The organism is Paenibacillus sedimenti, assembly GCF_014534655.1.
In the GTDB taxonomy this organism is placed as follows: domain Bacteria; phylum Bacillota; class Bacilli; order Paenibacillales; family NBRC-103111; genus Paenibacillus_E; species Paenibacillus_E sedimenti.
In genome coordinates this window covers 111,291-137,041 of sequence record NZ_JACVVD010000003.1, presented here as the reverse complement: position 1 = coordinate 137,041, position 25,751 = coordinate 111,291, and the positions used below count along the sequence as shown (strand labels likewise).

The window sequence follows — 25,751 nt, the reverse complement described above, 5'->3', positions numbered from 1 at the left end:
TGCTGCGGTAGTACAGCGGGCAGGGATATGAATATGGGGGAAACTCATGCGAATTCTTGTACAGAAGTACGGAGGTACCTCGCTTTCCACCGTTCAAGCCAGAGAACACGTTATGGGTCACATTCAAGATGCGCTAGCGCAAGATTATAAATTAGTCGTCGTCGTTTCCGCGATGGGAAGAAAAGGGGAACCCTATGCGACAGATACGCTCCTGGACCTCGTTCGTCAGAACGGGGAGGGGCTGCCGGCAAGGGAACTCGATATGTTAATGGGCTGCGGAGAGTTGATTTCCGCGGTACATTTGTGTAGCTTGCTGCTAGCTTCAGGCATTCGGTCTACCGTTCTAACAGGTGGGCAAGCAGGTATACAGACCAACGATAAGCATGGAAATGCGCAAATTGTTTCCATCCAGCCTAATCGGATTCTAGAACTGCTAGAGGACGGTCAGGTTGTCGTCGTCACTGGATTCCAAGGGTCAACGAGTCAAGGTGAACTGACTACCCTTGGACGCGGAGGCAGCGATACGTCTGCAACCGCACTCGGAGCTGCACTTAAGGCGGAAATTGTAGATATCTTTACGGATGTTAACGGAATCTTAACGGCAGATCCACGAATCGTAGAGGATGCCAAGCCTCTGGTACGGGTCAGCTTTGCTGAAATTTGCAATATGGCGCATAATGGCGCCAAAGTCATTCACCCGCGTGCAGTGGAGGTTGCGATGCAAGCAAACATTCCGATTCGTGTCCGATCTACCTTTTCCAAGGATGAAGGAACACTAGTTACTGCAGGAGATACGATTCATCATGAAGCGAACCAAGTCGCGGATCGTTTTGTGACGGGAATCGCTCAGTTTACGAATATTACACAGATTCAAGTGGCTGCCGCACGGGGCCATTTCGATTTACAGCTTCGTGTATTTAAAACGATGGCGCAGCATCAAATTAGCGTTGATTTTATCAACGTGAATCTGTCCGGGGTCGTATATACCGTATTTGATCATGAAGCGGATCGTGCCATTAAACTTCTCGAAAGCCAAGGTTATGAACCAAAAGTATTACGCGGTTGTGCGAAAGTATCTGTTATCGGAGGCGGCATGAACGGTGTGCCGGGAATTATGGCGCACATTGTCGAGGCTTTGACGGATGAGGATATTCGCATACTTCAATCCGCAGATTCCAATACGACAATTTGGGTGCTCGTTCATGGTGAGGATATGATTAAGGCGGTTAGAGCGCTTCATCATAAGTTCTATTTAAATAAATGATTATTGAGATTTCGATTTAGGAGGCATGCACGGTGGATTTCGGAAGAGTAGTCACAGCGATGGTAACTCCGTTTGACGATCAACTGCAAGTCAATTGGGACCTGGTAGAACCACTGGTTAATTATTTGATCGAAGAGCAGCAGTCGGATAGCCTCGTCATTTGCGGAACGACAGGAGAGTCGCCGACGCTGACGGAAGAGGAGAAACTGAAACTTATCGAGGCATCCGTACGTTACGCCAAAGGGCGCTGCAAAATCATTGCAGGCACAGGGAGTAATGATACTGCCCATACGATTCATTTTTCCCAAAAAGTTGAAAAGCTTGGAGTAGACGCTTTGCTCGTCGTAGCTCCTTACTATAATCGTCCTTCCCAGGCAGGGCTTTACCAGCATTATAAAGCAGTAGCAGAATCCGTCAATGCTCCGATCGTACTTTATAACGTTCAAGGACGTACAGGGGTGAATATCGACGCGGATACGACGATTCGTCTTTCGAAGATCCCTAACATTGTTGCTACCAAAGATTGCGCCAACATGGATCAATTAACACGGATTTTAAACGGCGTTAACGCTGATTTCTCCGTATATAGCGGGGAAGACAGCAATACGCTGCCTGCGATTGCCATTGGATGCCGAGGCATTGTAAGCGTTGCAAGTCATGTGATTGGAAAAGAAATGCAATCTATGATAAAGTATTATGTAGAAGGCAACATACAGCAAGCGGCAGAGCTTCATCGCAAGCTTCATCCGATTTTTACCGGTGTTTTCTGTGCTCCAAGTCCTGCCCCAATCAAGCACGCTTTGGCACTGAAAGGTATTCAGACAGGTGGAGTGAGACTTCCGTTAGTTCAGGTATCCGAGCAAGAAGGACAACTCATCCAATCTCTTTTTGAATGATAACGCCTAATGAATCGGTGCTACCAGCATCGGTTTTCTTTTTTTGGGGAAACTAGCGTTTGCAGAGTGTGATTGGCAATCATCGGTTTCCGTTGTCAAGTTCACACGTGGGTATCGACTTGTATTTGCTGCTTTTCTTTATGTATAATGGTTGCAAGTGACTGGTTCGGTTTAATCATTTAAAATTCGTCGTCCAATCTTAGAAGGAGGTATATTCTTGTCCAAAAAAAATGTAGACAAACTTTTGATCTTCGCTCTTGGCGGCGTGGGCGAAATCGGAAAAAATATGTATTGTGTGCAGTATGCAAACGATATTGTTGTGATTGATAGCGGTTTGAAATTCCCTGAGGAAGATATGCTGGGGATTGATATCGTCATTCCTGATATCGGTTACTTAACGGAGAATCGCGATAAAGTACGCGGCATCATTATTACTCACGGTCATGAAGACCACATCGGCGGTTTGCCATATGTGCTCAAGCATCTCAATGTTCCTGTATACGGTACGAAACTGACACTCGGCCTTATTGAAGCTAAGCTGAAAGAAGCTAATTTGCTAGGTGAAACGAAACGGATTTTGATTAATTCGGAATCCACTCTTTCCCTCGGCACCATAACCGCTTCATTTTTCAAAACCAATCATAGTATTCCGGATTCCGTTGGTGTTGCTCTGGATACGCCGGAAGGCGTCGTTGTTCATACAGGTGACTTTAAATTTGATCAGACTCCTGTCAATGAGCAATATGCCGACCTGCATCGAATGGCAGAGATCGGGAAGAAAGGCGTACTTGCCTTGCTTTCGGATAGTACCAATGCAGAGCGACCTGGTTATACAGGTTCGGAGAAAAGCGTTGGAGTCGAAATCGAAGAAGTGTTTCGTAAAGCCAAGCAAAGAGTCGTTATTGCGACGTTTGCTTCTAACATTCACCGGGTTCAACAGGTGTTCGATGCAGCTGCTGTAACGAATCGCAAAGTAACGGTAATCGGTCGTAGCATGGTCAATGTCGTATCGATCGCAAGTGAATTAGGCTATCTTCACATTCCGGATGGCATGCTGATTGAGCCGGAAGAGGTAAACAAGCTTGCGGCTGACCGCGTTGTTATTCTCTCTACAGGCAGCCAAGGCGAACCGATGTCCGCTCTTACAAGAATGGCGCGTTCCACGCACCGTAAAGTCGATATTTTGCCTGGCGATACCGTCATTATTGCGGCAACTCCGATCCCGGGTAACGAGCGTTATGTTGGCCGTACAGTGGATGAACTGTTTCGCATTGGCGCTAACGTGATCTACGGTCCTGGTTCTGTAACCGGTGTACACGTATCTGGCCATGGCAGCCAAGAAGAATTGAAGCTCATGCTGAATCTCATGAAGCCTAAGTACTTTATTCCGATTCACGGTGAATACCGCATGCTGCGTCAACACGGCTTGCTTGCCGAGTCAGTGGGGATCGATAGAGACGATATATTTATCTGCGATATCGGGGACACAGTCGAAATTCAGAATGGCGTTGCTCGCAAAGGGTCCAAAGTTCAAAGCGGCAACATTCTAATTGACGGGTTGGGCGTTGGCGATGTAGGAAACATTGTTCTGCGTGATCGTAAGCTGCTGTCGCAAGATGGTATTCTCGTTGTTGTGGTTACGCTCAGCAAGCAAGATGGCAAAATTTTATCCGGTCCGGATATTATTTCCCGAGGATTCGTGTATGTACGTGAATCGGAAGGTCTCTTGGAAGAAGCCAATCGTATTGTAACGAATACGCTAACGAAATTAATGAATGAAAATGTCAATGAATGGGCGTCTTTGAAAACAAATGTTAAAGATGCACTGGGACGATTTTTATATGAGCAAACCAGAAGAAGACCAATGATCCTTCCTATCATTATGGAAGTCTAGTCTCGAACAAGTCACTTGAACCTATGCAAATAACGAGCTCTCTCCTTAACGGGGAGGGCTTTTTCATTTTATTCATATGCTGCCAGATGCATGAAAGTGCTTAGGACTATTCATACTATGGGGGATTATGAAAACTCAGACTATGCTTACGATGCAAGTTTTCCCAAGGGAAAACTCAGCACAGCTTACGAAGCCAGTTTTTCTGGCGAAAAACTCAGCTTATGCTTACGATGAAAGTTTTCCCAAGGGAAAACTCTAAGGAGGAACTTCAATGGCAGATCCGAAGCAGCAGGAACCAAGCACGGAAGAGGGGAAGAAGAACGCGACTTTAGAAAATATTCAACAGCTAGGTCAAACCAATACGCCTTCAGGCGAATCTAATATTTTCTGTCTGACGATCATTGGTCAGGTCGAAGGGCATATTGTTTTGCCGCCGCAAAATAAAACGACAAAGTATGAGCACATCATCCCACAGCTTGTAGCGGCAGAGCAGAATCCGAAGATCGAAGGCGTTATGATTATTTTAAATACGGTAGGCGGCGATGTGGAGGCAGGTCTTGCAATTGCTGAGATGATTTCTACGCTATCTAAACCTACGGTAACGCTTGTTCTTGGCGGTGGCCACAGCATAGGGGTTCCAATTGCGGTATCCGCCAATTATTCTATCATCGCAGAGACAGCGACGATGACGATACACCCTATTCGGTTGAATGGCCTGGTGATTGGTGTGCCGCAAACATTCGAATATTTGGACAAAATGCAGGAGCGTGTGACTCGTTTTGTCACTAAGCATTCCAATGTGACGGAAGAGAAATTCAAGGAATTGATGTTTAAAACAGGGGAGCTGACACGCGATATAGGAACTACTGTGATTGGAGCCGATGCTGTAAAATATGGCTTGATCGATCAAGTAGGCGGTGTTGGGGAAGCGATCAAAGAACTGAACCAAAGAATCGAAGAGAAGAAGGCGTCAGCAGGCGGGGGGCTTATTCAATGATTCTTTATTCGGTCATTCCGATGGAAGATGTTTTTCAAGGAATGGACTCATTCGCGCCGAACTATATGGAGATTTCCCATCAGGGCGTAATGATGCAAGTTGAGCCGATTAGCGGCTTTCAGGCTCGGATTGTTCGTTTGTTAAGTTGCAACCCGCAGGACTATTTAAAAGAGCAGTATACGCCCGGTTCTGTCATCGCTTATAGCCCGGATTTGCCTAGGTCAATCGTGTAAGCCTTTCTGCCAGTATCTTCCCCCTGACCCGTTATGGTATAATGTGGTCTCGGGGGTGACAAGCGTGGCAAAACGCAAGAAAAAAAGCACGACATTGAAGAACAGCTTGTTATTCGAGTTGTACGGGATTGTCATCTTGATCTTTTCGGTCATTGCGCTTGCCCAGCAAGGGCATGTCGGGAATTCGCTCACATACCTGTTTCGTTTTTTCGTGGGGACATGGTACTCGTTGATACCGCTGATATTCATATACGTGGCACTATATGCCATGATCAAAAGAGCCTGGCCACCGATGCGAACAGCGAAGAAGGCAGGCGTTCTGCTATTCATTCTTGGACTGCTGATCAAGAACCATATCGATTTGTTTGCACAGTTATATCCGGATGGCGGGTTCAGTTCAGGTAAGGTCATTTCTTCAACCTGGGACGCTATGTTAGCTGGACTACATCCAACGGATGCGGGCAAAGCTGCGCTTCAACACGGTATTGGCGGCGGGATGATCGGAGCCATCCTATATGGCATCCTGTATTTCTTGTTTGATTATCTGGGCGCAAGGTTGATTCAGTATGCATTGTTCGTCATCGGATTTATTCTTGCAACCGGTCTTTCGTATGTGGATATAGGCAATATGGTGCGTGGCCGCTTCGCAAATGTGGGTGACAATTTCAAAGACAGAATGAAAGAATGGCTGCAGGACCGCGAGGGGCGGCAGCCCCGCAGCGCAACAGCGGGGGGGCCGGCGAGCAGGACGAAGAAGTCTTCTTATGTTCCTGTCGATGATGAGTTCGACGAGGAAGTTTTTCAGCCGGTTAAGCGTTCTAAGAAAGCTCCGCTTTTTATGGAGCTGCTGCGTCCTGTCAAAGAAGGACGGAAAAAGCCTGCTCCGCCTGATCTGGATGATGAGGACGACATGGCGATCAATGGGGTTGGCGCCGCTGAGAAAGTCGTTTACCAAGCAGAATCAGACAAAGGCTCACTGGAAGCTGTACATCAGCAAGACGATCAGCCGGTCACTCCGATCATCCGCGACTTCCAGGAGCAGGTGTATCAGGAGGCGCAGCAGGTGGCCAAGCCATCGTCAGTTCAACCAACTGTAACACCGGCGTCCAAAGCCAAAGTCACAGAGGCACTGGATGCCGACGAAGAACCTGTATCCGTGGAGTTCCAGCAGGATGCTCCGCAGGTCAATTTGAGGCCGTATGAGCTCCCGGTTCTCGATTTGTTGGCCAAGCCTGCTGCGGGCAAGGGTAGCGAGTTGTCGGACTACAAAGCGAATGCGAGGAAGCTGGAAGCGACGCTGGAGAGCTTTGGCGTTCGCGCCAAGGTGCTGGAGGTTGTCCGTGGACCAGCGGTCACACGGTATGAGATCCAGCCTGACGTTGGCGTGAAGGTAAGCCGAATCGTCAGCTTGACCGACGATATAGCCTTGGCGCTTGCCGCGAAGGATATTCGGATGGAAGCGCCGATTCCGGGGAAATCCGCGATTGGCATCGAGGTGCCGAATCTGGAGGTTTCGGTGGTGACCATGCGTGAAGTGATGGAAACGAACGCCTTTAATGAGTCCAGCTCGCGACTTTCCGTCGTACTTGGACGTGATATTTCGGGACAACCGATCGTAGGCAATTTAGCAAGAATGCCGCACTTACTTGTCGCCGGGGCTACCGGATCGGGTAAGTCCGTTTGTATTAACGGCATCATCACGAGTATTTTGTTCAAAGCGAAGCCGAACGAAGTAAAGTTTCTGATGATCGACCCGAAGATGGTCGAACTGAATGTATATAACGGTATCCCGCATCTGTTGGCTCCCGTCGTTACGGATCCGCGTCGAGCATCTCTTGCATTGAAAAAGGTCGTTGTCGAGATGGAGAAGCGCTATGAGCTCTTCTCTAAGAGCGGTACGCGTAACATCGAAGGTTACAACGCGATGCTTACGGAAAGCGGTACAGCAGCTCCATTGCCATACTATGTGGTCATTGTGGACGAGCTTGCCGACTTGATGATGGTTGCTGCTAACGATGTAGAGGACTCGATTACTCGCCTGGCCCAAATGGCGCGTGCAGCGGGTATTCACTTAATTATTGCTACACAGCGGCCGTCTGTTGACGTTATCACAGGTGTTATTAAAGCGAATATCCCGTCGCGGATTGCATTCGGGGTTTCTTCGCAAGTCGATTCCCGGACGATCCTGGACATGGTTGGAGCCGAGAAGTTGCTGGGCCGTGGCGACATGCTTTACTTGCCTGTGGGTTCATCCAAACCGGTTCGTGTTCAGGGTGCCTTTTTATCCGATCAAGAGGTTGAGCATGTGGTTAGCTTCGTACGTACACAGGAACAGGCAAACTACCAGGAGGAATTGGTGCCGCAGATCGAGGAGCAGCCGGAGGAGCAGGAAGAATTTGCGGATGAGCTGTATGACCAAGCAGTTCAAATTGTGCTGGAAGCGAAGCAAGCTTCCGTCTCCTTATTGCAGCGCCGCATGAGGGTTGGCTACACGCGCGCTGCGCGGTTGATCGATTCTATGGAAGCTAAGGGTGTTGTCGGCCCTTATGAAGGCAGTAAACCGCGAGAAGTACTGATGTCGATTGAGCAATATCATCACAACCGAATCAGTTCTTAAACAATTAATGTGAACACTCTCTATGTGAGAGTGTTCTTTTTGTGCATAATCAGTGATCCCCTTTCTCATAATAAGCAAGAAAAGGCTGCAATTTGAAAAGAGAGGTTGAGAAGGGGAATGAACAAAAGGTTAATTGTACTTACATTTTGTATCGTTTTCGTATTGTTTGCCGCATTCCAATTGAAGAACAAAATCAGTCCGAATGTGGAAGAAACGTTTAGTAAAAACGAGATTAGATATGGAGATACGGGATCAGATGTTAGAGAGCTGCAGGGTCGTTTGAAATTTATCGGTTTCTATGGAGGAAAAGTCGACGGTGATTTTGGTTACAAGACTTTAGTTGCTGTAAAAAGATTTCAAGGCGAATTCGGCATGAGGGCAGTAGATGGTATCGTCGGAGGCAAGACTAAGCTTCGAATTTGGGAAGAAACGAAAGCGTGGAGACCCACAAGACCTGAGGAAACCGGCTCAGGGGGAAGCGGTGGAGGCGGAGGCGGCTCGAGTGCATCAGCAGCTAATAAAAATCCGGCTAACTTAACGCCTTCAAACAATTTAGGATTATCCGCACAGGATATTAATCTTATGGCCAATGCCGTGAATGGCGAAGCCCGGGGTGAGCCCTACATCGGGCAAGTAGCCGTAGCGGCAGTCATTCTGAATCGAGTGAGCTCGGCAAGCTTCCCGAATTCCGTTTCAGGTGTTATTTTTCAGCCTGGGGCTTTCACTGCGGTAGCTGACGGCCAAATCTGGTTGACGCCCAGCGAATCCACGAAGAAGGCGGTTAAAGACGCACTTAACGGATGGGATCCGACAGGCGGATGCATTTATTATTTTAATCCTGTAACGGCAACATCCAAATGGATCTGGAGCCGGCCTCAGGTCAAACAAATCGGTAAGCATATATTTTGCAAATAATAAGCGGAATGGACAAGGAGAAGGAACCAGCTTTGGTTGCTTCTCCTGTTCGTATAGGAATATAATGGATACATATCTTGGAATCAGGAAGGGAGACACGACCTTTGAAGCATATACAATTTCAGCGGAGCACGTGGAACCATATTCGCCTTCATGTGCTGCCAACGGATCAATTCAAGACATTCGCCATATCGGTGTACATAGGCCGTCCCCTGGCAGAAGACGCGGTTACGAATACGGCATTGACGCCGTTTGTGCTAAGAAGAGGTACGCAGCTTCGTCCGGAAACGAAGCAATTTCGAGAGTATTTGGATGATTTGTATGGAGCGGGTTTCGGATTCGATATTTACAAGCGAGGCGACTACCAAATCGTCCATCTGCGCATGGACATCATTAATGATCGTTTTGTTTCCTCTAACGAATCTTTACTGAAGAAGGGGCTTGAATTTGTCGGTGAAACCTTGACGAAGCCTGCATTAGAAAACGGCTATTTCCGCAGCAAATATGTCGATTCCGAAAAGCAAACCCTTCTTAAACGTATCGAAGCGGTGATCAACGATAAAGTTCGTTATGCTGCGGAGCGCTGCATCGAAGAAATGTGCAGCGATGAACCGTACCGGCTTCACGCGTTAGGTAAAATTGAAGATCTCGACGGTATTACCCCGCAGAACTTATACGAACAATATATAGAGTGGCTACAGAACGCCCCGGTAGACATCTATGTTGTAGGCAATACCACTCTCGAAGAAGTAGAGGGTATCGTCAAACAAGCTTTTTCTATCGATAGAAATCTTGATGTCAATTATGAAACCGTAATTCAAAGAGGAACCTCGCGTGAGGTGAAAACGGTTGTCGAGCGTTTGGATGTTAATCAAGGTAAGCTGAATATGGGTTTACGCACCCATATTTCGTATCGCGATGAGCAGTATCCGGTTGCTTTGATGTATAATGGCGTGCTTGGCGGATATCCGCATTCGAAGCTATTTATCAACGTTCGTGAGAAAGCAAGCTTGGCTTATTATGCATCTTCCAGATTTGATGGACATAAGGGAATTCTGACACTGCAGTCAGGAATTGAGATGCAAAATTACGAAAAAGCGGTGGATATTATCCGTAAACAGCTGCAAGCTATGGAGCAGGGGGATATCAGCGAGACGGAAATGAGTCAAACGAAGGCAATGATATCCAATCAACTGCGCGAATTGCAGGATTCGGCCTTTGAGCTGATTTCATTTGACTTTAATGCGATATTGTCCGGAAAAGAGCGTACGGTTGCCGGCTTGATTGAATCCGTGGAGCGGGTAGATGTACCTGCCATTGCGGAGGCTGCCAAGCGCGTTCAGTTGGATACGATATACTTTTTGCGGGATCAGAAAGGGGAGTAAACAATGCAGGTTATTCCATATCCACATCTCAATGAAACGATTTATCACGAGCAGCTTGATAATGGGTTACATGTATTTGTTCTACCCAAAGAAGGTTTCCAAAAAACGTATGCAACTTTCACGACCAAGTACGGTTCCATCGATAACCATTTCCAGGTGGAGGGTAAAGAGGAAGTTCGCGTACCGGATGGCATTGCCCATTTCTTGGAACACAAAATGTTTGAGGAACCGGAAGGCGATGTTTTTGCCAGCTTTGCCTCACAGGGGGCTTCTGCTAATGCGTTTACAAGCTTTGACCGGACTGCGTATTTGTTTTCCTCAACGGATCACATTTTGACAAACTTAAGGACATTAATTAATTTTGTGCAAAATCCTTATTTTACAGATGAAAATGTAGAGAAGGAAAAAGGGATCATCGGGCAAGAAATCAAGATGTACCAGGATCATCCCGATTGGAGAAGCTATTATGGTCTCATCGAATCCATGTACGCCAAGCACCCGGTTCATATTGATATCGCAGGCACTGTGGAATCCATCGCGCAAATTACAAAGGAAACTTTGTATGAGTGCTATCATACGTTTTATCACCCTAGCAACATGAGTTTGTTTGTTGTTGGGGGTGTCGATGCTCAGGAAGTGGTTGACTTTGTTAAGGAAAATCAAGCAGCCAAATCATTTGCCCCTCAAGGCAGCATAAAACGTTTCTTTGAGGATGAGCCATTAGAAGTTCAAGAAGCACGAAGAGTCACGGCGCTGCCCGTTTCCCTGCCCAAATGCTTATTCGGTCTGAAAGAGGCGGCTCCATCTGTGAGCGGCAAAGATTTGCTGGCTAGAGAGCTGACAACGAAGCTCATGTTGGATATTTTATTTAGTTCCAGTTCAGACATTTATCAGGCGTTATACGATGAGCAATTGATCTCCGATAATTTTGGCCATGAATATAACTGCAGCGAGGATTACGCATTTTCAATTCTTGGCGGGGATACGAAAGATCCTGATCAGCTTGTTGCCCGGATCCGCGAGGAAGTCGAGAAGCGCAAAGAGTCTGGTCTTGATGCCATTACATTTGAGCGAAGCCGGAAGAAGAAAATCGGCAATTTCCTGCGCATGATGAATTCACCGGAATCCATTGCTAATGAATTTACGAAATACAGGTTCAAAGGCATTGATCTGTTCGATATTTTACCAGTATATGAAAGCATTACGCTTGAAGATGTGAACAAGCGGTTCCGCGATCATTTTGATTGGAGCAGACTTGCCATTTCGATCGTACAAAGTCGTGGGCAATCGTGACGCGCGCAAAACCTTTTACGGAACAAACCGTACTAATTACAGGTGCCAGCAGAGGCATCGGCGCGGCCATTGCCGAACGCTTCGCAATGGTGGGCATGAATGTCGTCATTCATTATCGCGAGTCGCATGAAGCCGCGAATGAAGTTGCCCGATCTTGCATGAAGCACGGAGCCAAAGTGCTCACTGTATCAGCGGATATACGTTCCCGTGAACAAATCAATAAAATGAAGGAAAAGCTGGAGCAAAGAGGAACGGTTCCGGATATTATTGTTAACAATGCCGGAATCGCACATTACGGTTTGCTTTCCGATGTCAGTGAAGAGGATTGGGATCTGATTATGGACATCAATCTCAAAGGGGCGTTCCTTTGTACCCAAGCGTTTATGACTCCTATGATCCAGCAAAAATATGGGCGCATCATCAACGTATCTTCCATATGGGGCATTTCGGGCGCTTCTTGTGAAGTCGTCTATTCCACCGCTAAAGGGGGAATGAACGCATTTACGAAAGCGTTGGCCAAAGAGTTAGCCCCTTCCGGAGTTACCGTAAACGCGGTTGCACCGGGAGCGGTCAGCACCGAAATGATGGCTGGTTTTCAAGCGGAGGAAAAAGCTGCGCTGGAAAATGAGATCCCTGCCGGCAGGTTTGCTTTACCCGATGAAATCGCTTCGCTCGTTTATTTTTTGGCGCTGCCTGAATCAGGATATATTACGGGGCAGATTATCAGTCCAAATGGTGGATGGCTGACCTAAGCAACTTAGTGCATAATTCCTTGGGGAGAAGCGAATATTACGTATGCAATGACCATTTCTCACAACTCAAAGGAGGCTTCTTACAATGGCTACTGTACTTCAAGTATTTGATAAGTGGAAAGAGTTTCTAGCTGAGCGTGTCAGTCAAGCCGAGCGAGCTGGGATGAGTGATGAGACCATCAGCAAGCTCGCTTTTCAAATCGGTGAATTTCTATCTAATAAAGTAGATCCGGAAAATGCGCAGGAGCGAGTGCTTAAAGAGCTGTGGGATGCTGGGAACGAAGAAGAAAAACGTACACTTGCCCGCCTCATGGTAAAATTAGTGGACAAAGCCTAATAACCGTTTTACAATTCAATAAGGCACAATGTGAAGGCCTCCTTTTTCGGAGGCTTTTGCATGCTTTTTTGTAGCATAGGAAATTATGCGAAGCGTATTTCTATTGTAAACGGGGGCTCCCCAAAAGTAATCGGAATATGCTTCAAAGGTTAAGTGTCACTTTTGGGGGACATTGGAGGAAGGAACTGTCAATCATGAGGATTCGCCGTTACGTATTTTGTTTACTTCTCTTGACACTACTAGTAACAGGTTGTGGAAATCGCGGGATTCCCGTCATCAAACAAGAACTATTGGACAAAAAAATGTCTGTGCTCATGCTTACAAGCGCCGGGATTTCTGATAATGCCAAACAATCTGTCGGCAGCGCGCTCCAGCAATGGAGGGATTCAAATTTAATTGCTTTTGATTGGATCAAAGATGTAACAGCCCTTGATGATGCCGTTGTAACCAAGTTGAAAGCCAGAACTTATGACTACATATATGTAATTGGCAATGAATTGCTGCCAGCTGCAGAACAAGTGATCCAGCAAGGAGCAACCGCAAGCAAATGGACCTTGTTGCAAAGTCAGCTGGATGCAAGCGGACAAACAAGCGGTGTCGCTGGCCAAGCGGCCATCATTCAAATTGATCCGTCTCAAGTAGAAAGTCTGAAAAACAAATGGGTCAATGATCTATTGGCACAAAAAAGTTCCGTTGAATGGATAACCCGGGCCGATCATCCGATCCCATCAGCTTGGGCGCCTTCGGAAGAAGCTGACCATATTGTTTTACTTGATAATAATGATCAATGGTTTCAACAGCTCGCATTTCAAACCAGGCAGCATTTATCAAACTGGATCATTTTTTACGCGCCAACGGACGCTGCCCATGTTCAAAAAGCCAAATCGATCGGTGTATCGGTGATGGATTTAAACGGTGCCTTATCCGCGGAATTGAATTGGAGTACGATTCTGAATAACCGTCTTCAAGCGATGCAACATAATGCCTGGAAACCGGGTGTAACGTTCTATAATGATCAAGAGCTTAAAGAACTAAAGATGAATTAATAATTACCTTATTGTGCTGGTTATCAGCAGGATTTTGCCGAATTTTGTAGAAATATTTACATGGTAACTACTTAGTAGTTACTTAATTGGTGATGAGGTGGAAAGATTGGACGTTAAAGAATGGTATATGGAGTATAAGATTCACAAAAACCGTCCCGGCTTGCTAGGGGATATCGCTTCCTTAATGGGGATGCTCGATATCAATATTGTGACCATTAATGGGGTAGAGGATCGCACCCGAGGGATGCTTTTGCAAACGAATGATGAAGAAAAAATTGACTTAATGGGTAAAATGTTAAAAAAAGTAGATAATATTACTATTACTGCACTCCGACCTCCGAAGCTTGTTGATATTTTGGCCGTTCGTCACGGCAGATACATAGAGCGCGATTCGGATGACCGTAAAACGTTTCGTTTTACCCGGGATGAGTTGGGGCTCTTGGTCGACTTCCTCGGTGAAATCTTCAAACGTGAAGGCAACCAAGTCGTTGGTCTGCGCGGAATGCCGCGAGTGGGTAAAACCGAATCGATCATTGCTGGAAGCGTATGTGCTAATAAACGTTGGACCTTTGTATCATCAACCTTATTGAGACAAACGGTTCGCAGCCAGCTCTCCGAGGATGAAATGACCCCGAACAATGTCTATATCATTGACGGAATTGTTTCAACAATCCGCTCTAACGAAAAGCATTACAGCTTGCTGCAAGAAATTATGGCGATGCCTTCTACAAAAGTCATTGAACATCCGGATATATTTATTCGTGAATCTGAATATACCTATAATCACTTCGATTATATTATTGAATTGCGAAATAACCCGGATGAAGAAATTAATTATGATTCATTTACGTACACTTCCGAACCTTTTTAGTACATGTAACGTCCATACATATAACGACTTTCTCGGGGAGGTGACCATGTGTCTGATCTAGGGAATATACTGCGTAAAGCGCGCATGGATAGGAAAATATCGATCGATGATCTGCAGGAAGTGACGAAAATCCGCAAACGCTACCTGGAGGCGATTGAAGAGGGCAATTACAAAGTGCTTCCGGGCAGCTTCTATGTCCGTGCTTTCATCAAGAGCTATGCGGAAGCAGTGGGACTTGATCCTACGGAAGTGCTGAATATGTATCAGACGACGAATCCCTCCCCGGTTTCTGAAAAGCCGGCAGTAGAGGCGATTCGCAGTAAAAGAACAAGTGTTCGGAATACGGAGAAAATGAGTCGTTGGGCTTCCAGCGTCATGTTTATTTGTTTCATTTTGCTCATATTCGGGATTGTGTATTATTATACATATAAGAATTATAAAGGAACGCCCGCGGAGGATAAACCTTCGCAAACACAGTCTCCGAGAATAACCGATTCAACGAATCCAACAGCCGGAACGAAGCTGAACTCGAGTGTGAACGCAGCAGGCGAAAGCATTGCTGTACCGTTATCGACGCCAACCCCAACGCCAACGCCAACGCCAACCCCAACGTCTACGGCTGTGCAAGTGAAGTTCAGCAGCAATGAGAAGGGCGTAGATAATTATACGATCACGGGTACGTCCAAGCTCGACATCCAGATGAAGATCACGGGGTCGCAATGCTGGATTCGAGTTGATGCTCTAACGGATGCAAATGGGAAGGATATGCTAAGACAGAAGCTTTACAAAAATGGAGATACGGATACATTCGAGCTGACGAGTTCGGCTTATCTCAATGTAGGTGCAGCAAGTGCGCTTGAATTGACCGTGAACGGCACCGTGATTCCGGTAGGCGATACGCCTAATCCGAAAAGGGTGCAGCTGAACTTGCAAAAAAGCTAGCATTTTGGCGCTTTCTGCGCTTTCCCGGGTAATGAATGATTGGTGGGTGACATCCTAGGCCGAGGTGGCTATGGGATGTTTCTTTTTGTACCGCTTCTTGCTATAATGCATTATGTAATTTCATGGAAAGGGAGTTTGTGGACATGAGTTCAGAGAGCTCGTTTGATATCGTATCCAAGGTGGACATGCAGGAACTAAACAACGCTATTCAGCAGGCGGAGAAAGAGATTTTGACCCGCTTTGATTTTAAGGGAAGCAAGAGCAGCATCAAACTGGAAAAAGACCAGCTCACCGTCGTTTCTGATGATGAGTTTAAACTTCAGAATGTGCTTGATATTTTACATGCTAAAATGACTAAGCGCGGCATTTCGATTAAAAATCTTGAATATAGCAAAGTGGAGCCTGCGGCATCATCGACAGTAAGACAGAAGATCTCAATGAAACAAGGCGTTGACCAAGAAAACGCGAAAAAGATTAACATCCTCATTCGTGATTCCAAACTGAAAGTGAAGAGTCAAATTCAAGGCGATCAAATTCGAGTGACCGGGAAGAGCAAAGATGACCTGCAAGCCGTCATTGCCTTGCTTCGCAAAGCGGACATCCCGTTAGACTTGCAATTTGTGAACCTGAAATAAAGACAAAATATGTAGATTTGCTGCGTTGGACCCCCTAGATATAGGGGGTTTTAACATTTTGACACCCTATAGGGCATGTATTATACTTGTATGGAGTGGTTTAGGACTATTGGAGGTTGTTTCATTCATGACAGAAAAGGTTAAAGTAGTTACCCTCGGATGCGAGAAAAACTTGGTCGACTCCGAGATTATGGCAGGTTTAATACACGGTCGCGGCTTTCAACTTGTTGACAACAAAGAAGATGCCACCGTCATTATCGTGAATACTTGCGGGTTCATCGATGCCGCGAAAGAAGAATCGGTGAATACGATCCTGGATATGGCGGAGTTGAAGCAAACGGCGAATCTGAAGGCGCTCATCGTCTCCGGATGTTTGACTCAACGATACAAGAAAGAATTAATGGAAGAAATGCCTGAGATCGACGGCATCGTAGGAACAGGGGATTTCGATAAAATTAATCACATTGTAGATGAAGCTTTACGTGGTAAAAAACCGGTTCTTGTAGGAAATCCGGTATTTAACTATGACGCGGATCTGCCTAGACAAGTGACAACGCCCCGTTATACCGCTTATGTAAAAATCGCGGAAGGCTGCGATAATGCTTGTACGTTCTGCAGCATTCCGATCATGCGCGGCAAATTCCGCAGCAGAAGCATAGACTCGATTATCACTGAAGTAGCCGGACTTGCAGCTCAAGGGGTTAAAGAAATTAGTCTCATCGCACAGGACTCCACGAATTATGGGACGGATCTGTATGATGGTTTTATGCTGCCTGCGCTGCTTAACAAAGTCAGCGAAGTGCCGGGCATCGAATGGGTTCGTCTGCACTATGCTTACCCTGGCTTTTTTAGCGACGAGTTAATTGCGACAATGGCGGCGAATCCGAAGATTTGCAAATATATCGACATGCCGCTGCAGCATAGCGAGGATTCCATTCTCAAGCGCATGCGGAGACCAGGTCGTCAGAAGGATACGCGCGAGCTTGTTCGTAAGATTCGTGCAGCCATCCCGGATGTCGCGCTGCGTACTTCTTTGATCGTAGGATTCCCGGGTGAAACAGAGGAAGATTTCGAGAACCTGAAGCAGTTTGTTCGCGAAATGGAGTTCGATCGCCTCGGTGTTTTCGCATACTCGAAAGAAGAAGATACACCAGCTGCACGTCTGCCTGATCAAGTTCCGGATGATGTGAAGGAATATCGGGCAAATACGCTGATGGAAATTCAGAGAGAAATCTCAAATATGCGCGGTGGTCGTCGTATTGGACAAGAAATCGATGTATTGATTGAAAGATATGACGGTAGAAGCGATGTTTATATAGGGCGTTCACAATTCGATGCGCCTGAGATTGATGGTGAAGTGTTCGTATCGAACGCTCGTCTGAACATTGGCGAGTTGGCAAAAGTACGCATTACCCACTCTTACGAGTTTGACTTGTCCGGGGAGGTTATTGCATGAACCTGGCCAATCGCATCACGGTAGCGAGGATTTTACTTGTACCGATCATCATGTTCTTCTTGCTGATCAAGGTGAAGTTTCCTCACATCCGGATCGAAGAGTTCAGCATTACTTACAATCAAATTATCGCCGCTTTAATTTTTATTATTGCGGCAAGCACAGACAGTCTGGATGGTTATATTGCCAGGAAGCGTAAGTTGGTCACGAATCTGGGTAAGCTGCTGGATCCTTTGGCGGATAAATTGCTTGTTACGGCTGTGCTCGTTTCCCTAGTCGAGATGGACAAAGTCGATGCTTGGATCGTCATTGTCATTATTAGCAGGGAATGGGCGGTAACGGGACTTCGCCAGATCGCTTTATTGGAAGGGACCGTTATGGCGGCAAGCAAATGGGGAAAGGCAAAGACCGCTGCACAGATTACAGCCATCATCGCGCTGCTTATTAATAATTTTCCGTTCACGTTTGTGCATTTCCCCTTTGATATCGTTGCAAGCTGGGTAGCGGCTATTATTACGCTTTATTCGGGTATCGAGTATTTCGTTAAAAACAAACATGTCATAGATTTTTCGGAAAAGTCGCAATAGGGGAACCTATTGTTTTTTCCATTTAGGCGGAAAACTCTTAGGAGGGACTATCCATGAAAGCAGAGATTGTGGCGGTAGGAACAGAACTGTTGCTTGGTCAAATTGTGAACACAAACGCTCAATTCCTTTCACGCGAATGCGCAGCGTTAGGCATTGACATGTTCTACCAGACTGTAGTAGGCGACAATGAGTCGAGGTTGATGGACGCATTCAAGCTTGCGGCTTCACGCGCTGATGTCGTGATATGTACTGGGGGCCTTGGACCAACTCAGGACGATTTGACGAAGGATGTGCTTGCTGCATTTACCGGACGTAATCTCGTTTTGCATGAGCCGTCTATGAACGCGATAACCGAATTGTTCAGCACGCGTGGCATTCATATGGTCGAGAGCAACAGAAAACAGGCACTCATGCTAGAAGGGAGCGATCCTTTACATAATGAAACGGGACTTGCCGTAGGTATTGCTTATACGCATGAAGGTACGCATTTCATACTCTTGCCTGGCCCCCCTAAAGAGATGAAGCCGATGTTTACCAAATATGCGTCAGCTTGGCTGCGCAGCGTGATGATAGATGAAGTGCCGCTCTACTCCAAAATGCTGAAATTTGCCGGAATCGGTGAATCAACCTTGGAGCATCAATTACTTGATCTTATCGAAGCTCAAACTGATCCGACGATTGCGCCATACGCCAAAGAAGGCGAAGTCACCATTCGATTAACGACTCGAGCAAAGTCAGTTGCCGAAGGAGAACGCAATCTTCAAGCTACGGAACAGGAGATCAGACGCCGTGTCGGTGATCATTTATATGCGGTGGAAGATGTTCCGATCGAAACGGTCGTCTTGCAAATGCTGGGTGAGTCAGGGCTTAAGCTAGCTGCAGCTGAAAGCTGTACAGGCGGGCTTCTAAGTGATCTGATAACGACGGTACCCGGTAGCTCCCATGCATTCATTGGCGGTATCATTTGTTATTCCAATGCCTTGAAACACAAGCTTCTCAATGTTCCAATGGATGTGCTGGAAGGCGAAGGGGCTCCAGGGGCAGTTAGCATCGAAACAGCTGCCATTCTAGCTCAGCAATTGCTTGCCGTGACCGGGAGTGACTTTGGCATCTCGGTAACGGGTGTTGCCGGTCCCAGCTCATCTGAAGGCAAACCTGTCGGCCTTGTATACGTTGGCCTTGCCCAGAAGGACGCTGAGCCAAAGGTGGTCACTTTGCGGCTTTCAGGCACCCGTGAGACAATTAAGCATCGGGCTGCAAAGGCAGCGCTCTTTCATTTCTGGAAACTGTTGAAAGAAAATTAGAATTGGCTTATAATAGTAATATCTGTTAACGGAAGAACCGTAGCAAAGCGATAACTTTGTTGCGGTTTTTTGTTTGTTCGCTAAAAAGTCGAATGTATGTTCGAAAAAATGCTTGGCAAACAATCCAAAACAAGTTATCATATACCTATAATGATAAAAGGAAGTGAGTGTTTTGACAGATCGTCGCGCCGCACTTGAAATGGCACTGCGTCAAATCGAAAAACAATTCGGAAAAGGCTCCATCATGAAGCTTGGAGAATCCACGCATATGCAAGTTGAAACGATTCCTAGCGGATCGCTTGCTCTTGATATCGCACTGGGTATCGGCGGATATCCACGCGGAAGAATTATTGAAGTGTACGGACCAGAATCTTCCGGTAAAACAACAGTAGCTTTACATGCAATCGCAGAAGTGCAGAAGGTTGGCGGACAAGCCGCTTTTATCGATGCGGAGCATGCACTGGATCCTTCGTATGCAAGCAAACTCGGCATTAACATAGATGAACTCTTGCTTTCCCAACCGGATACCGGTGAGCAAGCACTTGAAATTGCGGAAGCGCTCGTTCGCAGCGGCGCGGTTGATATCATTGTCATTGACTCCGTAGCTGCACTCGTGCCAAAGGCGGAGATTGAAGGCGAGATGGGCGATTCTCACGTTGGTCTTCAAGCTCGATTGATGTCTCAGGCACTTCGTAAGCTCTCCGGAGCCATCAACAAATCCAAGGTTATCGCTATTTTCATTAACCAATTGCGTGAGAAAGTCGGCGTTATGTTCGGTAACCCGGAGACTACGCCAGGTGGACGCGCATTGAAGTTCTACTCTTCCGTTCGTTTGGATGTACGCCGTGTAGAAACAATCAAGCAAGGCAACGACATGGTAGGTAACCGCACTAGAATTAAAGTCGTTAAGAATAAAGTGGCTCCGCCATTTAAACAAGCCGAAATTGACATCATGTACGGTGAAGGCATTTCCCGCGAAGGCAGTATCATTGATATCGGAACCGAGATGGATATCGTAAACAAAAGCGGAGCCTGGTACTCGTTTGAAGGTGAGAGATTAGGCCAAGGCCGTGAGAACGCGAAGCAATTCTTGAAAGAAAACAAGGGCATTGCGGATACGATCGAGCTGAAAATTCGTGATAACAGCAATTTGATTAAAGTGACTGGCCCGAATACTGACGATGATGAAGAAGATGAAGCAGCACTTGCTTTTGAATAAGCTCAAGAAATAAGACGGCAGCACCTTAAACCTCGGGTTAAGGTGCTTTCGTTCGTTAGAGGGGGTTTTACTATTTGAGCGATGAAGAGAAGCAGCTACCGATCATCACGATGGTCGAGAAACAGAAGCGCGGGAAGCACCGTTATAATATTTTTATTAATGATGAATATGCTTTTTCCGTGCATGAGGATATTATGATTAAGCATCGGCTTCTCAAAGGGGAGACGATAGACCCGGAACAGATGCTAACAATTCTTAGAGACGAAGAGCGGAATAAGGCATACACGAAAGCTCTGGGTATGATTGGTAGAAGGCCTCACTCTTCCAGCGAAGTGAAACGAAAACTGAAAGAACACGGGTTCGAACAGCCAATCATTCAGTGGACGATTGATACTTTAGAGCAACAAAATTATATTAATGACGAGGATTTTGCGAAGATGTGGATGGAGCATCGTATCTATACGCAGCGCAAAGGCCGTAATCTGGTTCGTCAAGAGTTGCAGCAAAAGGGAATTCATAAAGAACTTGTTCAAGGGGCAATGCAAACGATCGATCCGGATGAGGAATTAGAAGGTGCATTGAAAGTGGCACGAACCAAATGGAAGCAAACCTCAGGTGAAATGATCGATAAGAAGCGCAAAACAGCTGCGTTTTTAATGAGAAGGGGTTATACGGGTTCTGTTGTAAGTAAAGTTTTAACTCAGCTGGGTGGATCATCTAACGATGAAGAATATGAGGAATTCGCAGACTCTTTCGATTATTAATGACATTAATTATAAGTGGGATTTGATTAACCACATTAATTAAATGACTGAAGATGACTATTCGCCAATCTATCATCCAGGGACAATCGCTTGACAAGCTTCTTCGACAAAAGATAAAATAACAATGTATATTTTCATAAGGATTCAAAATCATAAGAATTTGGTTGATTTTGATGAAACAGTTGTAGAAACCGCCAATTTTTACACTGTTGGTTATGAATTATCCGCACATTCGTGCCATTCGCGCACCGTGCACATTCATTTTGAGCCATGCTCTTTCTTAAAGTATGGGGAAGTTATGACTTTTGCCTTGCCTAACAATTAAAAAATCGGATTAAAAAACCGAAGGAATCCCAAGCTAACACCTTGGAGAAACCAACGAGGAGGTGAACAAGATGATGACTTTCATCTGGATCGCGATCATTCTCGTTGTTGGAGCTGCATGCTTAGGGATTGGTTATTTTATCCGCAAATCTCTTGCAGAAGCGAAAATTTCCAGTGCAGAAATAGCCGCCGAACAGATCCGTGAAGCTGCCAAGAAAGAAGCGGAGGCGCTGAAAAAAGAAACGGTTCTGGAAGCAAAGGACGAAGTGCATAAACTGAGGTCCGAAGCTGAAAAAGACATTCGTGAACGTCGAAATGAAATTCAACGACAAGAGAGACGATTGTTACAAAAAGAGGAATCGCTGGATAAAAAATTAGAATCTCTCGAACGTAAAGAAGAGCAAGTAGCCAACAAAGAGAAGCGAATCGAGGATACGCAATCACAGATTGACCAGTTGTATAGAAGTCAAGTTGCTGAGTTGGAACGGATTTCAGGTCTTACTATGGAAGAAGCGAAGAATATCATTCTTACCAACGTAGAGCAGGAAGTTCGTCATGAGACCGCTCAGCTGATTAAAGAAATTGAACAGCAAGCCAAAGAGGAAGGCGATAAGAAAGCCAGAGAGGTTATCACGCTCGCTATCCAAAGATGTGCTGCTGATCATGTAGCTGAAACGACGGTTTCAGTTGTCACATTGCCAAATGAAGAAATGAAAGGCCGCATCATCGGACGTGAAGGTCGTAATATCCGTGCGCTGGAAACTTTGACTGGTATCGACCTCATTATTGATGATACGCCGGAAGCGGTAATTTTATCAGGATTTGACCCAATCCGACGCGAAATTGCTCGAACCTCTCTAGAAAAGTTAGTTGCTGATGGTCGAATCCATCCTGCTCGCATTGAAGAGATGGTGGAGAAATCCCGTAAGGAAGTGGATGAGCGCATTCGCGAGTACGGGGAGCAAGCAACCTTCGAGGTTGGCGTTCACGGATTGCATCCAGACTTGATCAAAATTTTGGGTCGACTGAAATTCAGAACAAGTTACGGTCAAAACGTGCTGAAGCATTCAATGGAAGTAGCTTATCTAGCTGGTCTGATGGCTGGGGAGCTCGGGGAAGACGTAACTTTGGCGAAACGTGCCGGGCTGCTTCATGACATCGGTAAGGCGCTTGATCATGAGGTTGAAGGATCTCATGTGGAAATCGGCGTTGAGATCGGTAAGAAGTACAAGGAGCATCCTGTTGTTATCAACAGTATCGCATCGCATCATGGCGATGTTGAAGCAACCTCTGTAATTGCGATGCTGGTAGGAGCGGCAGATGCATTATCCGCGGCGAGACCAGGAGCACGTAGAGAGACCCTGGAAACTTACATTAAACGTCTTGAAAAGCTCGAAGAGATTTCTGAATCGTTCGAAGGCGTGGAGAAATCGTACGCCATCCAGGCAGGCCGTGAAGTTCGCGTGATGGTTCAACCGGAGAAAGTGGATGACACCGAAGCGTTCCGCTTAGCCCGTGATATTACGAAGAAAATCGAGGGTGAACTCGATTATCCAGGACATATCAAGGTCACGGTAATTCGTGAAACGAGAGCAGTCGAATACGCAAAATAAAGATATACAATGTGAAAAGTGGCTGATGCAGCCACTTTTCCTCATTTTCAGTTCTATAGAGGAGAATAGAGAATCTTTATGAAAATTGTATTTATCGGAGATATAGTGGGGGCAGTAGGCAGAAAGGCACTAAAGAACGTGATGCCGCGATTAAAACAAGCGCATCCGGGTGCTGTGTTTATTGCGAACGGAGAGAACGCAGCCGCAGGCAAAGGGATTACAGCTGCCATTGCCAAAGAGATTTACGAACTCGGCATTCAAGCGATAACGATGGGGAATCATACATGGGATCAGAAAGAAATTTTTGATTTCATCGATAGCGATGAGAAGATGGTAAGACCTGCGAACTTCCCGCCAGGTACGCCAGGTAGAGGCCATACCGTTATCAAGGTTAAAGATCAGGAATTGCTGATCATTAATCTACAAGGTCGTACGTTTCTTCCTCCGATTGATTGTCCATTTCGCAAAGTGGACGAGATTATGGAGTCGAACAAGAAGAAACATAGGTTTGTTTTTGTTGATTTTCACGCTGAGGCAACTTCTGAGAAAATCGCAATGGGATGGCATTTGGACGGTAAGGTATCCGCAGTCGTAGGCACACACACCCATGTGCAGACGAACGATAACCGAGTACTGCCGCAAGGCACGGCTTACGTCACCGATGTAGGCATGGTTGGCCCAAGGGATGGTATTCTCGGCGTTGAACGCAATGCGGTTCTACAGAAGTTCAAAACCCAGCTGCCGGTTCGATTTGTTACGGATGAAGGAAAGTGGCATTTTCACGCTGTTGTCATAGAATTGAACGATCAAACGGGTCTGGCCAAAGGGATTAGTCTCATTCGATATGATGAGGACCAAGTTTTCTTTGATTAATAAACAATTCTAAATATTAAGAATATTCATTCTGCAATAGAAGGTATTTTTGTATAGCCTCAAGAATATGATGGTTACTGGAATCTATCCATCATTCCCGAGGAGGTACTTTTCATGGAAGTATTAAAAGTTTCAGCAAAATCCAATCCAAACTCCGTTGCAGGTGCACTGGCAGGCGTGTTGCGCGAACGTGGAGCAGCGGAGCTTCAAGCTATCGGCGCAGGAGCTTTGAACCAGGCCATTAAAGCAGTAGCAATCGCAAGAGGATTTGTTGCGCCTAGTGGGGTTGACTTAATTTGCGTACCAGCATTCACTGATATCGTGATTGACGGGGAAGATCGGACGGCCATTAAATTAATTGTAGAGCCTAGGTAATCTAACAACCGTACATAGACTAGACCCAACACCTGTTTACCTTGTAGACAGGTTTTTTACTTTGTCTCCATGCCAAACGGAAAGTTTCAAGTTGGAGGAGGAGCCCAAATGAAAATCATGGACGGTCATTGTGATACGTTAACGAAGCTGTATATGAACCCAAAATTAGATTTTCATAAAGAGGAGTTGGAGCTCGATGTGAACTATCCGCGGCTGCAACGAGCAGGAATTAAGGTTCAATGCTTCGCGATCTATTTATCTGAAAGCATTCATCAACCCACTTTCGATCATATCCTGCAGATGATTGATATATTTCACCGAAAAATCATGAGCCATCCAGGCATGTCTTTTATTCAGAATGTGCCGGATTGGTTGGCGGTAGAAAAAAGTGAGCAGATCGGAGCCATTCTGACACTTGAAGGTTTAGACGCCATGGCGGGCAATATGACATATTTACGGATTCTCTACCATCTTGGAGTTAGAAGCGTAGGTCTAACGTGGAATTATGCGAACTGGGCAGCAGATGGAGTCATGGAGCCGCGTAAGGGCGGATTTACGTTGAAAGGCAAGCGGATGTTAAGAGAATTAGAAACGATGGGTATAATAGTGGATGTATCTCATCTTTCTGTAAAAGCTTTTTGGGAAATGGCCGAGCTGTACGGTAAGCCCTTTATTGCGTCACACTCTAATGCGGGGAGTCTATGCCCTCATCCAAGAAATTTATCAGATGAACAAATTTCTGCCATCATTGAAAGGCAAGGACAAATCGGAATTACATTCGTCCCATACTTTGTAGAGCCTGTCCGTGCACCCGTCCAGATCAGTCAATTGTTGACTCATATAGATCATGTTTGCTCTCTGGGAGGGGAGAATCATGTTGGCTTCGGTTCAGATTTCGATGGGATTGAAAAGTGGATCGAGGGGCTTAGGCATGCGGGTGATTATGAAAATATTATAGAAGCTTTATGCAAAAACTATAAGGAAGCCCAAGTGGAACGATTCTTATATGGAAATTGGCAGAGATTTATGCTTGCCAACCTTCCAAAATAATGATTTGAATCGATCTAATATTGATATGGATTTCATCTAAAAACTCTATGTTTTAGATTCGTTCAAACCTCTTGCAATTTGCTTCATAAAGGCATAAAATTTGTGTGACAAG

At 45.9% G+C, this 25,751-nt stretch carries 24 protein-coding genes; all 24 read left to right on the top strand.

Features of this window, described 5'->3' with window-relative positions; translation table 11 throughout:
• Window positions 1-46: 46 nt before the first annotated feature.
• The 24 genes from dapG (at window position 47) to ICC18_RS09110 (ending at window position 25,639) form a co-directional block, all read left to right on the top strand.
• Window positions 47-1,264, top strand: a complete 1,218-nt coding sequence (gene dapG, locus ICC18_RS09225) for an aspartate kinase (RefSeq protein WP_188174112.1) — start codon at window positions 47-49, stop codon at window positions 1,262-1,264.
• A 32-nt stretch (window positions 1,265-1,296) separates the two neighbouring features.
• Window positions 1,297-2,160, top strand: a complete 864-nt coding sequence (dapA, locus tag ICC18_RS09220) for a 4-hydroxy-tetrahydrodipicolinate synthase (protein WP_188174111.1) — start codon at window positions 1,297-1,299, stop codon at window positions 2,158-2,160.
• A gap of 217 nt (window positions 2,161-2,377) precedes the next feature.
• Window positions 2,378-4,054: a ribonuclease J gene (locus ICC18_RS09215; RefSeq protein WP_188174110.1), complete on the top strand. Its 1,677-nt coding sequence runs from the start codon at window positions 2,378-2,380 to the stop codon at window positions 4,052-4,054.
• A 271-nt stretch (window positions 4,055-4,325) separates the two neighbouring features.
• Window positions 4,326-5,051 (top strand): ClpP family protease, encoded by a 726-nt coding sequence (locus tag ICC18_RS09210; RefSeq protein WP_188174109.1) that lies wholly within the window; start codon window positions 4,326-4,328, stop codon window positions 5,049-5,051.
• Window positions 5,048-5,284: a YlzJ-like family protein gene (locus ICC18_RS09205; protein WP_188174108.1), complete on the top strand. Its 237-nt coding sequence runs from the start codon at window positions 5,048-5,050 to the stop codon at window positions 5,282-5,284. Before ICC18_RS09210 ends, ICC18_RS09205 begins: the two co-directional genes overlap by 4 nt.
• A 64-nt stretch (window positions 5,285-5,348) precedes the next feature.
• Window positions 5,349-7,901 (top strand): DNA translocase FtsK, encoded by a 2,553-nt coding sequence (locus tag ICC18_RS09200; protein ID WP_188174107.1) that lies wholly within the window; start codon window positions 5,349-5,351, stop codon window positions 7,899-7,901.
• Between the two features lie 117 nt (window positions 7,902-8,018).
• Window positions 8,019-8,816, top strand: a complete 798-nt coding sequence (gene sleB / locus ICC18_RS09195; protein WP_188174106.1) for a spore cortex-lytic enzyme — start codon at window positions 8,019-8,021, stop codon at window positions 8,814-8,816.
• 104 nt (window positions 8,817-8,920) lie between these two features.
• Window positions 8,921-10,201, top strand: coding sequence for an EF-P 5-aminopentanol modification-associated protein YfmF (yfmF, locus tag ICC18_RS09190; protein ID WP_188174105.1), 1,281 nt, complete (start codon window positions 8,921-8,923; stop codon window positions 10,199-10,201).
• A gap of 3 nt (window positions 10,202-10,204) precedes the next feature.
• On the top strand, window positions 10,205-11,494 hold the full coding sequence (yfmH, locus tag ICC18_RS09185; RefSeq protein ID WP_188174104.1) for an EF-P 5-aminopentanol modification-associated protein YfmH: 1,290 nt from the start codon (window positions 10,205-10,207) through the stop codon (window positions 11,492-11,494).
• Window positions 11,491-12,246 carry an elongation factor P 5-aminopentanone reductase gene (gene ymfI, locus ICC18_RS09180; protein WP_188174103.1) on the top strand — a complete coding sequence of 252 codons (756 nt, stop codon included), beginning with the start codon at window positions 11,491-11,493 and terminating at the stop codon, window positions 12,244-12,246. The genes yfmH and ymfI overlap by 4 nt, the downstream gene beginning before the upstream one ends.
• Window positions 12,247-12,331: 85 nt before the next feature.
• Window positions 12,332-12,583, top strand: a complete 252-nt coding sequence (locus ICC18_RS09175; protein WP_188174102.1) for a DUF3243 domain-containing protein — start codon at window positions 12,332-12,334, stop codon at window positions 12,581-12,583.
• 194 nt (window positions 12,584-12,777) lie between these two features.
• Window positions 12,778-13,629, top strand: a complete 852-nt coding sequence (locus tag ICC18_RS09170; RefSeq protein WP_188174101.1) for a hypothetical protein — start codon at window positions 12,778-12,780, stop codon at window positions 13,627-13,629.
• Window positions 13,630-13,756: 127 nt separating this feature from the next.
• Window positions 13,757-14,500, top strand: coding sequence for a DUF3388 domain-containing protein (locus ICC18_RS09165; RefSeq protein ID WP_376745625.1), 744 nt, complete (start codon window positions 13,757-13,759; stop codon window positions 14,498-14,500).
• Between the two features lie 48 nt (window positions 14,501-14,548).
• Window positions 14,549-15,442: a helix-turn-helix domain-containing protein gene (locus ICC18_RS09160; protein ID WP_188174099.1), complete on the top strand. Its 894-nt coding sequence runs from the start codon at window positions 14,549-14,551 to the stop codon at window positions 15,440-15,442.
• Between the two features lie 143 nt (window positions 15,443-15,585).
• A complete protein-coding gene (locus tag ICC18_RS09155; protein ID WP_188174098.1) occupies window positions 15,586-16,077 on the top strand; it encodes a YajQ family cyclic di-GMP-binding protein in 492 nt (163 codons plus the stop codon).
• A gap of 127 nt (window positions 16,078-16,204) precedes the next feature.
• Complete coding sequence (gene rimO, locus ICC18_RS09150; RefSeq protein ID WP_188174097.1) at window positions 16,205-17,533, top strand: 30S ribosomal protein S12 methylthiotransferase RimO; 1,329 nt, start codon at window positions 16,205-16,207, stop codon at window positions 17,531-17,533.
• Window positions 17,530-18,117 carry a CDP-diacylglycerol--glycerol-3-phosphate 3-phosphatidyltransferase gene (gene pgsA, locus ICC18_RS09145; RefSeq protein ID WP_188174096.1) on the top strand — a complete coding sequence of 196 codons (588 nt, stop codon included), beginning with the start codon at window positions 17,530-17,532 and terminating at the stop codon, window positions 18,115-18,117. The genes rimO and pgsA overlap by 4 nt, the downstream gene beginning before the upstream one ends.
• Window positions 18,118-18,170: 53 nt before the next feature.
• Window positions 18,171-19,421 (top strand): competence/damage-inducible protein A, encoded by a 1,251-nt coding sequence (locus ICC18_RS09140; RefSeq protein ID WP_188174095.1) that lies wholly within the window; start codon window positions 18,171-18,173, stop codon window positions 19,419-19,421.
• Window positions 19,422-19,593: 172 nt separating this feature from the next.
• Window positions 19,594-20,640 (top strand): recombinase RecA, encoded by a 1,047-nt coding sequence (gene recA, locus ICC18_RS09135; protein ID WP_188174094.1) that lies wholly within the window; start codon window positions 19,594-19,596, stop codon window positions 20,638-20,640.
• 74 nt (window positions 20,641-20,714) lie between these two features.
• Complete coding sequence (locus ICC18_RS09130) at window positions 20,715-21,404, top strand: regulatory protein RecX (protein WP_223192458.1); 690 nt, start codon at window positions 20,715-20,717, stop codon at window positions 21,402-21,404.
• A 395-nt stretch (window positions 21,405-21,799) separates the two neighbouring features.
• Window positions 21,800-23,341 (top strand): ribonuclease Y, encoded by a 1,542-nt coding sequence (gene rny, locus ICC18_RS09125; protein WP_188174093.1) that lies wholly within the window; start codon window positions 21,800-21,802, stop codon window positions 23,339-23,341.
• 78 nt (window positions 23,342-23,419) lie between these two features.
• Window positions 23,420-24,214 (top strand): TIGR00282 family metallophosphoesterase, encoded by a 795-nt coding sequence (locus ICC18_RS09120; protein WP_188174092.1) that lies wholly within the window; start codon window positions 23,420-23,422, stop codon window positions 24,212-24,214.
• Between the two features lie 114 nt (window positions 24,215-24,328).
• Window positions 24,329-24,589 carry a stage V sporulation protein S gene (locus ICC18_RS09115; RefSeq protein WP_005550495.1) on the top strand — a complete coding sequence of 87 codons (261 nt, stop codon included), beginning with the start codon at window positions 24,329-24,331 and terminating at the stop codon, window positions 24,587-24,589.
• A gap of 108 nt (window positions 24,590-24,697) precedes the next feature.
• The gene (locus ICC18_RS09110; RefSeq protein ID WP_188174091.1) at window positions 24,698-25,639 is read left to right on the top strand and encodes a dipeptidase; all 942 of its coding nucleotides are present in this window, start codon (window positions 24,698-24,700) and stop codon (window positions 25,637-25,639) included.
• Window positions 25,640-25,751 lie beyond the last annotated feature (112 nt).